The 14,783-nt window shown below is 68.2% G+C and carries 9 protein-coding genes; 3 read left to right on the top strand and 6 right to left on the bottom strand.

Translation table 11 applies throughout. From position 1 onward, the window contains the following. The first annotated feature begins 103 nt into the window (after positions 1–103). A complete protein-coding gene (locus tag MUY14_RS04665) occupies positions 104–1,462 on the top strand; it encodes a deoxyguanosinetriphosphate triphosphohydrolase family protein (RefSeq protein ID WP_247021144.1) in 1,359 nt (452 codons plus the stop codon). Here MUY14_RS04665 and MUY14_RS04660 read toward each other — a convergent pair. After that, complete coding sequence (locus tag MUY14_RS04660) at positions 1,459–3,102, bottom strand: substrate-binding domain-containing protein (RefSeq protein WP_247021142.1); 1,644 nt, start codon at positions 3,100–3,102, stop codon at positions 1,459–1,461. The two genes, MUY14_RS04665 and MUY14_RS04660, sit on opposite strands and share 4 nt — an antisense overlap. A gap of 160 nt (positions 3,103–3,262) precedes the next feature. Here MUY14_RS04660 and MUY14_RS04655 point away from each other — a divergent pair, with 160 nt between their 5' ends. Both MUY14_RS04655 and MUY14_RS04650 read left to right on the top strand, forming a co-directional pair. Beyond that, positions 3,263–3,748, top strand: coding sequence for a toll/interleukin-1 receptor domain-containing protein (locus tag MUY14_RS04655; protein ID WP_247021140.1), 486 nt, complete (start codon positions 3,263–3,265; stop codon positions 3,746–3,748). Next, positions 3,745–8,406 (top strand): eIF2A-related protein, encoded by a 4,662-nt coding sequence (locus MUY14_RS04650; RefSeq protein ID WP_247021138.1) that lies wholly within the window; start codon positions 3,745–3,747, stop codon positions 8,404–8,406. Before MUY14_RS04655 ends, MUY14_RS04650 begins: the two co-directional genes overlap by 4 nt. A 234-nt stretch (positions 8,407–8,640) precedes the next feature. On the opposite strand, the gene MUY14_RS04645 is transcribed toward MUY14_RS04650, so the two are convergent. The 5 genes from MUY14_RS04645 to MUY14_RS04625 all read right to left on the bottom strand — a co-directional run bounded on the left by MUY14_RS04645 (position 8,641) and on the right by MUY14_RS04625 (position 14,693). Further along, on the bottom strand, positions 8,641–10,338 hold the full coding sequence (locus tag MUY14_RS04645; RefSeq protein WP_281506255.1) for a ribonuclease J: 1,698 nt from the start codon (positions 10,336–10,338) through the stop codon (positions 8,641–8,643). Beyond that, positions 10,335–11,348: a 4-hydroxy-tetrahydrodipicolinate synthase gene (gene dapA, locus MUY14_RS04640; protein WP_247021136.1), complete on the bottom strand. Its 1,014-nt coding sequence runs from the start codon at positions 11,346–11,348 to the stop codon at positions 10,335–10,337. The genes MUY14_RS04645 and dapA overlap by 4 nt, the downstream gene beginning before the upstream one ends. Positions 11,349–11,449: 101 nt before the next feature. After that, positions 11,450–12,943 carry a serine/threonine-protein kinase gene (locus MUY14_RS04635; protein ID WP_247021134.1) on the bottom strand — a complete coding sequence of 498 codons (1,494 nt, stop codon included), beginning with the start codon at positions 12,941–12,943 and terminating at the stop codon, positions 11,450–11,452. Between the two features lie 78 nt (positions 12,944–13,021). Next, on the bottom strand, positions 13,022–13,447 hold the full coding sequence (locus MUY14_RS04630) for a hypothetical protein (protein ID WP_247021131.1): 426 nt from the start codon (positions 13,445–13,447) through the stop codon (positions 13,022–13,024). Between the two features lie 4 nt (positions 13,448–13,451). Then, positions 13,452–14,693, bottom strand: a complete 1,242-nt coding sequence (locus MUY14_RS04625; protein ID WP_247021129.1) for an Nramp family divalent metal transporter — start codon at positions 14,691–14,693, stop codon at positions 13,452–13,454. Positions 14,694–14,783 lie beyond the last annotated feature (90 nt).

Here is a 14,783-nt window from a genome sequence, read left to right as displayed (position 1 = left end):
CTGACACAACACTGCAACTATGGCGATCTTCCCCTTCCACGCAGTAACAAGCCGCCGGCCACGACGTTGGTATACGGCAACTGCGAACGAGCGAGGGGCGACCATGGGGAACCCACGAAAGTGGAAGCGACGACACGAAAAATCCGAGGACGATCCTTTCCGAACTCCTTATCAGCGAGACCGCGACCGGGTACTTTATTCGTCGGCGTTCCGGCGACTGTCCGGAGTGGCCCAAGTCGCCGCCGTGAACGAACAACGGGTACTGCACAACCGCCTCACCCACAGCCTCAAAGTGGCTCAACTCGGGCGTCGGCTGGTTCAACACCTGAAGCAGGGAGACTCGGCGGAAGCTCGGGAGTTCCGGAAGAGCTTCGGAATCAACGCCGACGTCGTCGAAACGGCAGGACTCGTGCACGACATCGGGCACCCGCCGTTCGGGCACGTGTCCGAACCGGTCCTCGACGCCTGCCTCCGCCGGGCCGTCGGGCTGGAAGGCTTCGAAGGGAACGCCCAGTCGTTCCGGATCGTCACGAAACTCGCCAGACGCAGAACGGAGTACGCGGGTCTCGACCTCACCCGGGCCGCACTCGACGCGATGCTCAAGTACCCCCGGCCGAGGCCACGGTCCGCAGACGATCTGTTCACCGCTCCGACCTGGACGGATCGCCGATTCGGCAGCAAGTGGGGCGCGTACGCGAGCGAACTCGAGGACTTCCGGTGGGCTCGCAAAGGAGCAACGAGCAGCCTCAGGTCAGCCAATGCCATCCTCATGGATTGGGCGGACGACATCACCTACGCGACCCACGACATCGAAGACTGTTTCCGGGCCGGGCTCATTCCCCTGCACGACCTGGTGAGCGACCGGGACCGCATCGCCAGACACGCCCGACGCCGGCTTGGCAAGCTGCCGGACTTCGAGCCGGCTCTGTTCGACGCCGGATTGGACAAAGTCATCAGCAGGTTCGGAAAGATCACGTCTTCGTGCTGGGACACCCGCCAGAACCGCTCCGCGATGAACGTGATCACGACGGCGAACATCACCGACTGCGTCAATGCTGTTTCCTTCGCGGCGGATCCCCCGCACATAGCAGTCGATGCCCGTTGCCAGTACCTGGTCGAAGCCTTGAAGGAGCTCACTTGGTACTACGTCATCGACAAGCCGTCCTTGGCGGTGATGCAAGAAGGGCAGAAGCGGATCGTCCAATCCCTCTACGACCGGCTCCGCGACTGCCTGACCGAATCACCCAAGAGCCCCCGGTTGCCGATCCAGCTTCGCTCGATCTATCGAGAACTGGGGCGGGACCCTGACTTCGACTCCGCTTACCGAGGGTCCGCGGAAGCGCGGGAAGCACGGGCGGTCGTCGACTACATCTGTGTGCTGACCGAAGCCCAAGCCGTCGACCTGGACGAGCGGCTCAGCGGCCGGTCGCACAGTTCGATGTTCGGCGCCTGGTTCAGCTAGCCGCCGGCGATGCGGCTCAGGGCTCCGAAGAACACGTCCGTGATCCTCGCCGGGTCCGGGGCCACGAACGCCTGGCCGCCCGTTGCCGCCGTGATCTGGTCCAGTTCCGGTTTGTCCGCGTCCGGGCCGACGCCCACGCCGATCAGCGGGATGGGGCGGCGGGGGTCCTGGAGTTTGGCCAGCTCGGCCAGCAGGTCCGGGCGGCTGATGCTGTGCGGGTCCTCGTTGCGGCCGTCCGTCATCACGATCACCAGGTTGAGGCGGCCGGGCTCCCACTCGCGGCGGGCGGTGCGGTAGGTGTCCAGAACGCTGTCGTACAAGCCGGTTCCGCCGTCCGCGGTTGCCTTCAGCTGGGCGAGCTTGTCCAGTGCGCCGCCGGCCAGGTGCTGGGCCACCGGGGCCATCGGCAGGATCTCGCAGTAGTCCTTGTCGCCGTCGAGCTTGGTCGAGAACGCCAGCATGCGCAGCTGCGTCGCCGGTTTGAAGAGGTGCAACGCCTTCTGCGTCGCCTCCACCGTCAGCTGCATCCGGTTCAGCGACGTGCCGGGCACCTGCGCGTTCATCGAACCCGAGACGTCGAGCAGCACCTGCACGCGCGCGCTCAGGTTGACGCCCGCCCATTGGTTGAGGAGCTCGTCGACGGTGGTGGCCGGCGGCAGGTTGGTGGCCTTGAAGCCCGTCGGCGCCACGCGGGGGTCGTCGGTGTGGTCGCGCAGCGCCTGGCCGCCCGCCGCGCGCAGGCCCGTCTTCGCGATCGCGTCGGCGCCGGGGCCGCCGAGTAGTGCCTCCCGCAGCGCGTCGATGATCGGGCGTTGCTTCGGGGTGATGCCGCCCAGTTCCGCGAACGGGTAGTCCAAAGTGGGCACCGCGGTCGAGTAGACGGCGACGAGCGGCGACGACGTGTCCTCGATGTTGTGGCGCAGCAAGGAGTTCTCCGACGCGGGGAACGCCGTCACCGCGGCCGTGCCGCTGCCGTCGCTCGAGCCCGGCAGCCGCGCGATCAGGTCCGTCTCGGCGCCGAGCGCGTTGACCGAGAACCGCCGCAGCAGCGCGACGTACGCGGCCGAGGGCTCGGGCGCGGCCTTCACGCTGTCACGCAGGCCGAGCAGCGCCAGCGCGCCGACCGCGTCATGGGCCGGGTCGGGCATGCCGGGGACGACCCCGGGCCCGGCCAGGACCTCCGCCCACGTCGGCGTGCGGTCGGGCCAGCCGAGGCCCTTGGCGACGTCCGCGGCGACGCCGAGCACCACCGGCGAACTGGCCACCGACGCCCCGCTTTCGGGCACGTCAGCGGCCCCGAGCTGGTGCGCGCGGCGCAGGGCGAGCGTGGAGTCGGGCACCCACACCTGCGGGCGTGGGCTGCCGTCGGACATGGCGAGCCGCTCGGCGGCCTGCGTCGCCTCCCTGGTCTGGACCTCGACGCTGCCGCACGCGAGGTCCAGACCCCGCGCGACGAGCGACAACGCGGGCGCGATGTCCGAGGACGCCGTCACGAGCACGTTCGCGGGCTGGTCACACCCGGGCTTCCGGCCGACGGCCGACACGGTCACCCAGGCCGCGCCACCGAGGACGAGCACGAGCCCGATCGCGAGGGCGGGCACGAGCAGCCGGCGTCGCCCATCCGGCGAGTGACGTCCCATCGGCGCGGCCTCTCTGCGCGAGACGACTGGGGACCAAGGTTATCCCGCGGCAAAGCGGCATCTCGTGGTCCAGACGGCGTAACAGCCCGCAGTCGGACGGTGGCGATGTTACCCTTTTTCGATCCGGAGTCCGTTCCGGAGTGTTCCGGAGGAGGCGAAGATGCGGATCCGGATCTTCCTCAGCTGGTGCCGGCTCGACAAGAAGCTCAAGGAGGCCCTGCTCGGCGACCTGATGCCGGCGCTGAGCGTCTTCAGTGACTTCAAGGTCGAATGGTGGGAGGACAGCCACCTGACCTGCGGTGAGGAGCTCCTGCCCGGCATCCTCGACCGGCTGGACGAAGCCGACTTCGGGCTGATCCTGCTGAGCAATCGCTACTTCGGCAGCCCGTTCATCCTGGAACACGAGCTCCCCCGGTTCGCCGGGCCGACGGCAGACAAGCAGGCGCTCCCGGTCGCCCTGAGTCCGCTGCCCAGGTTCGAGCCTCAGCACGACTTCTGCGGTGTCGAGGACAAACTCGTCTTCTTCGCCGACGGTCGCCGAAGCTTCAGTGAACAGAGCGGCGCCAAGCGCTCGAACTTCGCCATCGACCTGGCAGCGTCGATCCGCCGGCGCGGCCTGGGCGGGAACGGATACCGATCACTGTGACCAGCCGACTTCAGCAGCAAGAGGTCGAGCAGTACCTCGAGACGCTGCGCCCGCATTTGACGACGATGCAGGCGACCAGGCTCGCGGAGATCAGCCGCATCCTCGACGCCGACGGCCGGTTCCTGCTGCGGGAGGCGCTCGAAGTCGCGGAGTTCTCGGGACCGGACAGCCGCGCGCAGGACAGCTTCAAGGACTTCCGGAAGCGGGCGAACGACGCAGCGGAGAAGGCCGGGGTCGACCTCCGCCTGGAGCTCGACACCCGGAAAACTACTCCTGACCAGCGCCACGGCTGGTTCAGCGGCGGCGACCTAGTCGAAAAGGGCCTCGTAGCCCTCTCCGAGGTTGCCGCCGGCCGTACCGACATTCGGAGGCCGGTGGATGCCGAAGTCGCGGAGCTAGGCGAACCGACTACGCGCGTGTACCTCAGCTACCACGTCGAGGCCGGCCCGATGCGGCGAACGACGACTTTGCTCGATCAGGTGCGTGAATCCCTGGCCGCGGACTCCGAACGCAAGTGGGAGGTCACCGACTCGAGATCGGTCCCGCTCGGCGAGGACATCACCCGAGTACGCGACCGCCTCAGCGCCGAGGCCGACGTCCGTGTCGTTCTCCTGAGTGCGGGATACCTGTCGGACAAGGAAGAACGCCGCCGCGCCCTCGACCCCTCGAGACCGGTAGTGGCCTTCGCGTTGAGCGGCCTGCCGAACGGCCCACTCGATCTGGCTCCGCTGCGCTGGCACGACGTGCAGCAACAGGAAAAACCTTGGGACGAACTGACTCGGGCCGAACAACGCAAGAACTACGTCAGGATTCTGCTTCGAGAGATCAGGCGGGCGCTGTCGCCAGGCCCTGCGGTCGTCCAAGACCACACGGCCACCACCGACGACGACTTGATGCACTGGACCATCGAGGTGGCCCGGCGACAGCGAAGGGATGACAGCCGGCATCTCGTCCCACCCGAAATTTCGGAAGCCAGTCTTCAGGAATCGCTTCTGGATTCGTCGCAAAGGGCCGCCAGTCCCCCATTGCGTGCTGTCCATCGCATCGCCGATTGGGCAACCGACGAGCGTCCAGGTGCGCCACGTCTCTGTGCACTACTCGGCGACGTCGGCATGGGCAAAACCACCACCACGAAACTGTTCACCCAGCACCTGCTGAAAATGCGCGAGAGCGACGCAATGGTGCCATTGACCATTCTCTTCGATCTGCGCGACGTCCGGGTCGCCGGTCTTGCCGGGTCGATGAGCCTCGATCACATCCTGGATGCGATGCTCGAGGCCACCCGACCGGCGGGCGTGCCGTCGGATCGGCTCAACGCGGCCGTGCTTCGAAACCGACTGTCCAAGGGCAACGTGGTGGTCGTGTTCGACGGTCTCGACGAGGTGCTGGTGCATCTGGGCCCACAGGACCGGCAACTCTTCACCCGGCAGATTTGGCGGGTGCTGGGCGACCACCCGAGCGTGCGCTTGTTGCTCAGCTGCCGAACCCAGTATTTCCGAACGATCCGGGATGAGGTCACTTATTTCACCGGCGAGACCCGGCAAGGAATAAGAGGCAGTGACTACCTGGCCCTGTTGATGCTACCGTTCCGCGACAAACAGATCCGCGAATACTTGGTCGGCAACCTCACCCGCGGCGCGGAGTGGGTGGACCGCTTCTTGGAAACGATCGCCGCCGTCCACGACCTCCCCGATCTGGCCCGGCGGCCGATCACCCTTCGCATGATCGCCGACCAGGTCGAATTCATCGAACTGGCAAAGCTAGAAAACCGAGTCCTCCGCTCGGTGGACATCTACTCAGAGGTCGTCGATCGCTGGATATCCCGCGACGAAGGCAAGCACACACTGACTCCAGAACACAAGCGTCTGCTGATGGAAGAGATCGCAGCGGAACTGTGGCGATCGGAAAAGAATTCATGGAGCCCCGCCGAGGTGGACGACTGGCTGCTCGCACTACTGGACCGACGCCCGGATCTGCAGCGCCACTATCGAGAGCGCGTACCAGATTTGTGGAAATCAGACTTCCGTACGGCGACATTTTTGAAGCGTGAGGAAGACTCGTTCGAGTTCGGTCACCGTTCTTTATTCGAGTACTTCTTAGCACAATATATTTATCATTCGTTGAATGACCGAGATTTTCGCATCGAGACAATCGCACTCAGGGTACCCAGTGCAGAAACTCTGGACTTCCTGGGGCAGTTGATTTCCGGCGACCTTCAGCCCCAAGCCCTGGAATCTCTCAGACGGGTCGGGCGAAGCTACGCACGTCAAGCGTCCGAGCTCGCCCTTGCCTATGCACTACACGCAAAGAAATACGACTACCCCCACCACAGCCTCGCCGGAGTGCAACTCGGCGGCGCATACCTCGCCGACATGCAGATCGACTCCGACCAGACCCCTCTTCGAATGCCGGGAGCCAACTTCGCTGGCGCAGATCTTCGGCGGACCGTATTTTCCAACATAGACCTCAGCGGCGCCAACTTCGACAACGCAGATTTGACAAACGCGGAAATTCGAGATTCATCGATGCGCAATACTCGGTGGGAATCAGCCCGAATAACAGGTACAATTATTCGCGGTTGCGACATTGAAGGGGCGAGGCTCGACCGCGCCGCCGTCTACCGAACCCAGGCCCTCTCCTGCACGCCGTTGCACTACAAAGTCCCTGGACTCAGAATCGCTCCCCGCTCAGGAGCCCGTCCGGCGAGTGAAGATCGTTTGGTCCCGCTCTTCGGACACACAGGTCACGTTAACTCGGTGACTTGGTCGCCTGACGGCACGCGCATTCTCACCGGCGGCGACGGCGGAGCGAAGATCTGGGATAGAGTCACCGGCCAGCTTCTCGATCAATTCACCGGCCACGTCGGCTCAGTACTTGTGGCATCGTGGTCACCCGATGGCACGCGCATTCTCACCGGCGGCAACGATAGCACTACTCGCGTCTGGAATGCCGACACCGGCCGACAACTCCACCAACTCACCGGCCGGGTACGCGCCGTCGCCTGGTCTCCCGACAGCACCCGCATCCTCACCGGCGGCAACGATTACAACGCCCACATCTGGGACGCCGAAACCGGCGGACAACTCCACCAACTCACCGCCCACACCGGCCGGGTACGCGCCGTCGCCTGGTCACCCGACAGCACCCGCATCCTCACCGGCGGCGACGACAGCACAGTCTTCCTTTGGGACGCTGACACCAGCCGACCAATCCACCAACTCACCGGCCACAACGACTGGGTACGCGCCGTCGCCTGGTCACCCGACAGCACCCGCATCCTCACCGGCGGCGACGACAGCGTCGTATATGTTTGGGACACCGAGACCGGCCAACAACTCCATCAACTCGCCGACCAAACCGGCTGGGTGCAGGCCGTAGCCTGGTCGCCGGACGGGACTCGAATCCTCGCCAGCGACAGCGGCGATACGTCCCGCATCTGGGACGCCAACACCGGCCAACAACTCCACCAACTCACCGGCCACACCGGCTGGGTAAAAGCCGCGGCCTGGTCACCCGACGGCACCCACGTTCTCACCGGCGGCAACGACAACACCGCACGCATCTGGGACGCCAACACCGGCCAACAACTCCGCCAGCTCAGCCATCGTAGAAGCACGATCACCTCGGCAACGTGGTCACCAGACGGAACTCGCATCCTCACTGGCGACGACAGCGCCATCCGTATTTGGGACGCCGGCAGCGGTGAGCAACTCCACCAACTCACCGGCCACAGCAGCGCGATCACCGCAGCAACGTGGTCACCAGACGACACCCGCGTTCTCACCGGCGGCGACGACCACACCGCACGCATCTGGGACGCCAACACCGGCCAACAACTCCACCAACTCACCGCCCACACCGGTTGGATCGAATCCGTGGCCTGGTCACCCGACGGCACCCGAATTCTCACCGGCGGTGACGACAGCGCAGTCTTCCTTTGGGACGCTGACACCGGCCAACAACTCGACGAATTCACCGCCCATACGAAATGGGTACAGGCAGTGGCCTGGTCACCCGACGGTACGCACATCCTGGCCAGCGGCGACGACCACACCATCTACGTTTGGGACGCCGAAAACGGCCAGCCGGTCCGCGAGCTCATCGGCCACACCGACTGGGTACGCGCTGTTGCCTGGTCGCCCGATGGCGCCCGCATACTCACCGGCGGCGACGACCACACCGCACGCATCTGGGACGCCAGCACCGGCCAACAACTCCACCAACTCACCGGCCACACCAATTGGGTGCAGGCAGTGGCCTGGTCACCCGATGGCGCCCGCATACTCACCGGCGGCGACGACCACACCGCACGCATCTGGGACGCCAACACCGGCCAACAACTCCACCAACTCACCGCCCACACCGGCCGGGTACGCGCCGTCGCCTGGTCACCCGACAGCACCCGCATACTCACCGGCGGCGACGACAACACTGTCCACATCTGGAACCCTGACCTCGAGAGCCTTACGAACCATAAGTTCGTCCTGCTACCAGGAGATGAATTCGCCGTCTTCGATGCAGTGACCCATGAGTTGGTGTGTTGCAGCGAAGGTGCCTGGCGATCGTTGGGCTGGCGCGTGACCGAAAACGGACACAACGACTACCTCCCCGCCGAGACGTTCGGGCCGCTACCCGTGGCTAAGCGGACAGGCCCCTAGGGGCAAGCTCATCCCTGGGAGGGACCCGGTCCGGCCGATAGCGGGATGTCCGGGCCCGCGTCAGGCGAAACACTTGTCTCCATGAAGCCGACACGTGCCGAACAGCGCCGGGCTCGGCGGGCGCTTCTCCGCCAGGGGGTCACCGTCACGCTGGCGCTGCTGCTGGCCAAAGCCCGCTGAACGCCGTGAAGGCCACCTCGATGATCCGAGGTGGCCTTCACGAAGCGAGGTAAATCAGACCGGGATGACCGTCGGGACGATCATCGGGCGGCGGCGGTAGGTGTCCGCCACCCAGCGGCCGACCACGCGGCGGACCGCCTGGGCGATGCGGTGGGTGTCGGTGATCCCCTCCGCCTCCGTGCGGGCCAGCTCCATCTCCACCAGCGGGACGACCGCGTCGAGGGCCTTCGGGTCGTCCGAGAAGCCGCGGCCCGCGACCGTCGGGGGGCTGACCGGCCGGCCCGTGTTCGAGTCCACCGCCACGTTGATCGCGATGAAGCCGCCCTCGCCGAGAACCAGGCGGTCCGACAGGGTCGACTCGCCCACGTCGCCGACCGAGAGGCCGTCGACGTAGACGTGGCCGACCTCGACGCGGCCGGTGCGGGTGGCCTTGCCGTCGACCAGGTCGACGACCACGCCGTCCTCGGCGATGACCACGTTCTCCGCGGCCACGCCGGTGCGGATGGCCAGCTCGCCGTTCGCGCGCAGGTGCTTCCACTCGCCGTGGACCGGCATCACGTTGCTCGGGCGCACCGCGTTGTACAGGTACAGCAGCTCGCCCGCCGACGCGTGGCCGGACACGTGGACCTTCGCGTTGCCCTGGTGGACGACGTTCGCGCCGAGCCGGGTCAGGCCGTTGACCACGCCGAACACCGCTGTCTCGTTGCCCGGGATCATCGAGCTGGCCAGCACGACCGTGTCGCCCGCGCGGATCGAGATCTGGCGGTGCTCGCCGCGCGCCATCCTCGACAGCGCCGAGAGGGGCTCGCCCTGCGAGCCCGTCGAGACGAACAGGACCTTGCTCTCGGGCAGGTTGCTCGCCTGGTCGAGGTCGACCAGCAGGCCGTCCGGCACGTTGAGCAGGCCCAGCTCGGCGGCGATGCCCATGTTGCGGACCATCGAGCGGCCGACGAACGCGATCCGGCGGCCGTGCCGGTGCGCCGCGTCCAGCACCTGCTGGACGCGGTGGACGTGGCTGGCGAAGCAGGCCACGATCACGCGCTGGTCGACGCGCCGGATGACGTCGTCGAGGACCGGGCCGATGTCGCGCTCGGGCATGACGAACCCGGGGACCTCGGCGTTGGTCGAGTCGACGCAGAACAGGTCGACGCCCTCGTCGCCGAGCCGCGAGAAGCCGGCCAGGTCGGTGAGGCGCCCGTCCAGCGGGAGCTGGTCGAGCTTGATGTCGCCGGTGTGCAGGACCACGCCCGCCGGCGTGCGGATGGCCACGGCCAGCGCATCCGGGATCGAGTGGTTCACCGCGAAGAACTCGAGGTTGAACACGCCGACGTCGCGGCGCTCGCCCTCGCGGACCTCGATCAGCTTCGGCCGCTGCCGGTGTTCCTTGGCCTTGGCCGCGAGCAGCGCGTTGGTGAACCGAGAGCCGTAGATCGGCAGGTCCGGCCGCAGGCGCAAGAGGAACGGGACGGCACCGATGTGGTCCTCGTGCCCGTGGGTGAGCACCAGGCCTTCGATGTCGTCGAGGCGATCCTCGATCGCGCGGAAGTCGGGCAGGATCAAGTCGACGCCGGGCTGGTCGTCCTCGGGGAAGAGCACCCCGCAGTCGACGATGAGGAGCCGGCCGCCGAATTCGAAGACGGTCATGTTGCGCCCGACCTCGCCGATGCCGCCCAGCGCGACGACGCGCAGGGCTCCCTCGGGGAGTGCGGGCGGGGCGTTGGTGGGGCCTGGACCGGGGGGAAGTGAGCTCACCGAGGCAGGGTCCCAACGCTGGTGTGCGAGGTCGGCGCCACGTAGGCGGCCCTCGAGTCTGCTTGTGCCACCCGCTCACCATGCCAGTCCTGGGCCGCCGTGTCGCCCAGCGGCACGCCGCCCTGGGCCAGATCGGCGGCGATCGCGACCACCTGCTCCTCGGTCGCCGGGGCGATCGGGAGGCGCGGGTGGCCGATGTCGAAGCCGCGCAGCCGCAGCGCCGCCTTGCTGAACGCGACCCCGCCGACCCGCGACATCGCGCGCAGCACCGGCAGCATCGCACGGTGGTTCGTGCGCGCGGTGGACGTGTCGCCGTTCTCGTAGGCGTCGATCATCGCGCGGATCCGGCCCGCGACGACGTGACCGATCACACTCACCACGCCGGTGCCGCCGACGGAGATCCACGGCAGGTTCAGGCCGTCGTCACCCGAGTAGTACGCGAGGTGGGTGTTCGCGATGACCTCGGAGCCGGCGATGAGGTCGCCCTTGGCGTCCTTGACCGCGACGATCCGCGGGTGCTCGGCCAGCCGCAGCAGCGTGTCGACCTCGATCGGGACGACCGAGCGCGGCGGGATGTCGTAGAGCATCACCGGCAGCCCGCTGCTGTCGGCGACCGTGGTGAAGTGCGCGTACAGCCCGGCCTGGCTCGGCCGCGAGTAGTACGGGGTGACCACGAGCAGGCCGTGCGCGCCCGCCGCCTCGGCCTGCTTCGCCTGCACGATGCTGTGCGCGGTGTTGTTGGTGCCCGCGCCGGCCACGATCGTCGCGCGGTCGCCGACCGCCTCGACCACGGCGCGGATCAGCTGCTGCTTCTCGTCGTCGGTCGTGGTCGGGCTCTCGCCGGTGGTGCCGTTGACGACCAGGCCGTCGTTACCCAGCTCCACGAGGTGCTCGGCGAGCTCCTGCGCCCGCTTCAGGTCCAGTGACCCGTCGGCGTCGAAGGGGGTGGCCATCGCGGTGAGCACGCGCCCGAACGGCCGTCCGGGCGCTGCGGTAGGTGGGTTGGACATGCCCAGACGGTACCCCGTCCCCCCGACAAAACCGCGCCGACCTGGTCACCTCCGGCGAAGTGCGGAGGATTTCCGGGACCCGGCCGCTCGTCGCGGAACTTCTACTTGACCTTGGTCACGATCGGCGCGGTGATCGGCCCGCCGTCGGACCGGGCGAGCACGCAGTAGAACTCGCGGGTGGGCTCCTCGCCGCTCTTCGACGGCGCGCTCTCCCACGCCGCCTGGGTCGGCACGAGCGCGCGGAAGGTGAGGTCCGGCCGCTTGGGCTCGGGCACGATCGACGAGCGGAACGCGGTCGCGCACGCCGCCTCGGCGCTCGCCGTCACCGCGGCCTGGCCGGGGTAGGCGGCCACCTTGGCGTCGTCGGAGTTCCAGTTCTCGACCGACAGCAGGCCGCCGATCTCGTAGACCTCCAGCGTGTGGCTCTTTTCGCAGTCGGTCTTGTTGTCGTCGTCGCTGATGATCGAGCCGTCCTGCACCGGGGTGTTGAAGCACCGGTAGTAGCCGCCGATGGCGGTGCGGAGCTGCCCGTTGAGGCCGAAGGTCATGGTCGGCTGCTTCTGCTGGTCGACAGCCGGGGTCTGGTAGGCCTTGCCCGCGAAGAACCCGCCGATCAGGGCACCGACGACGAGCACCACGGCCAGCGAGAGCCACAGCGCGCGGAGGTTCTTCTTCGGCGGCGCCTGCGGGGCCATCCGCGTCGCGGGGCCGGCCAGCATCGCGGTGCCGTTCGGCGGGGTCGGGCGCACGCCCTGCGCCGTGGTCAGCAGGTTCTGTGCCTGGGCGGCGGACAGCCGCGCGTCGGGGTTCGCGACGAGCAGGCCGAGGATGGCCGCGGCGATCGGGCCGTGGCCGCGGGTCAGGTACGGGATTTCGGTCATGATCGCGTGCAGCGTCGCCGCCGTGGTGGCGCGCTCGAACGGGATCGTGCCTTCGACGGCGAAGAACAGCGTCGCGCCGAGGGACCACAGGTCGGACGCGGGCAGCGCTTCGCGGCCTTCGACGCGCTCGGGCGCCATGAACGCGGGCGAGCCGACGATCATGCCGCTGGTGGTCAGGCGCGGGTCGTCGACGGCGTGCGCGATGCCGAAGTCGGTGAGCTTCACGCGGCCGTCCGGCGCGACCAGGATGTTGGCCGGCTTGACGTCGCGGTGCACGATCCCGGCGGTGTGCGCGGCCTGCAGCGCGGCCAGCACCCGCTCCCCCATCAGCGCGGCCTGCGCGCCGGGCATCGGGCCGCGCTGGCGCACGAGGTCGGCCAGCGACGGCGCTTCGACGAGCTCCATGACGATGAACGTGGTGCCGCCGTCGGTGACGACGTCGTAGACGGTGACGACCGCGGGGTCGTTGAGCCGGCCGCCGGTGCGCACCTCCCGCAGCGCGCGCTCGGAGAAGACGGCGGCGGACTCGGCGTCGGGCAGGCGCAGTTCCTTGACGGCGACCTGCCGCCCGATGACCTGGTCCTGCGCCCGCCACACGACGCCCATGCCGCCGCGGCCGAGTTCGCCGAGCAGCAGGTAGCGGCCGGCGACGACCCGCTGACCAGGCGTGACAGGCGCCTGGGGTGGGTACGGACGGGTCTGTTCGTCGGTCACGGTGCTCCTTTTGGCGGCGGTCGCGCAGATGCTAGTCGGACCGCCGCCGGGCGCCGCGGGTTCCGCGGAATTCGTGACTCAGCGGTGAGTCTCGCCGCGGTACGGGAGCCACCGGTAGCCGGGCGCGAAGACGCTGAACTCGGCGCGGCCGCCGGTCGCCGCCCAGATGTCTTCGGAAACCACCAGGCCGGGGAAAGCGGTCAGGTCCTCGGTCACCAGGTCGGTGTAGACGCGGAACCCGCCGGTGCCGACCCCGGCGAGGGCGTAGCGGTAGACCGGTGGAGCGGTCCGGAGCTGCCAGTACAGCCGCCGGCCCGCCGCGGTCATCGTCGCCGCGTCTTCGGCCGGGGCGACCCCGGAGGGGCCTTCGGGCGCCACTCCGCACCACCAGCCGGCGCCGTCGGAGAAGACAGAGGTGGGCCAGCCGTCGAAATGGCGGGCAAGGTCACGAGCGTGGTTCTCCCGCGCGCCGCATTCGGCGTTGAGGGCGTAGACCCGGGTCACCGGCTCAGCTTACGAAGGTCAGGTAGATGAGGACCAGGTTCAGCGCGATGATGATCGCCGCGATCACCCAGGCGGCCACCGTCGTCAGCCGGTGGTTGGCGTTTTCGCCCATCAGCGTGCGGTCGGCCGTCAGGCGGATCAGCGGCACCAGGGCGAACGGGATCCCGAACGACAGCACCACCTGGGACACGACCAGCGCGGCGCTCGGGTCGGTGCCCACCGCCAGCACCACGATCGCCGGAGTGAGGGTGGCGAGCCGGCGCAGGACCAGCGGGATCCGCTTGTGCAGCAGGCCCTGCATGATCATCGCGCCCGCGTACGCGCCGACCGACGTCGAGGCCAGGCCGGAGGCCAGCAGGCCGATCGCGAACAGCAGCGCGACGCCCGGGCCGAGTGCCCCGGCGACCGCGGTGTGCGCGCCTTCGATGCTGTCCACGCCGGCTTGGCCCTGGAGGTTCGTCGCGGCCAGCAGGAGCATGCCGAGGTTCACCGCGCCGGCCAGGAGCATCGCCAGGCCGACGTCGGCGCGGGTCGCGCGCAGCAGGCGACGGCGGGTGGTGACGTCCGGCAGGCCGTGGCGGTCGCGGACCAGGCCGGAGTGCAGGTAGACGGCGTGCGGCATGACCGTGGCGCCGAGCATCGCGGCGGCGATGAGGACGCTGCCGGCGCCGTCGAACTTCGGGACCAGGCCGCCGAGGGTGTCCGCGGCCGACGGCGGCTCGACGAACAGGCTCGCCAGGAAGCCGACGGCGATGACCAGCAGCAGGCCGGTGACGACGCGCTCGAACGTCCGCTGGCCGCCGCGGTCCTGGACCGCCAGCAGCGTCAGCGAAACCGCGCCGGTGATCAGGCCGCCGACGACGAGCGGCAGGTCGAACAGCAGGGTGAGGGCGATCGCGCCGCCGACGACCTCGGCCAGGTCGGTGGCGATGGCGACGACCTCGGCCTGCGCCCAGTAGGCCAGCCGCGCGGGCCCGGACAGCCGGGCGCGCAGGGCCTCCGGCAGCGACATCCCGCTGACCAGGCCCAGTTTCGCCGACAGGTACTGCACCAGCACGGCCATCAGGTTCGCCGCGACGATCACCCAGACCAGCAGGTAGCCGTAGCGGGCACCGGCGCTGATGTTGGAGGCGACGTTCCCGGGGTCGACGTACGCGATCGCGGCGACGAACGCGGGCCCGAGCAGGGCCGAGCCCGTGCGCAGGCGGGTGGCCAGTCTCGGCCGCACGGCCTCGGTCACTGCCACGGCGCCTGCCTCTCAACCGGATGTCGGGGACCCCAAATCGAAGTTTAGGCGCGCCGAACTTTCGATTTCAAGGGTGACGGTTCCCACCGT

This window comes from Amycolatopsis sp. FBCC-B4732 (assembly GCF_023008405.1).
Lineage (GTDB): Bacteria > Actinomycetota > Actinomycetes > Mycobacteriales > Pseudonocardiaceae > Amycolatopsis > Amycolatopsis pretoriensis_A.
This window is presented reverse-complemented; position numbering and strand designations above follow the sequence as displayed.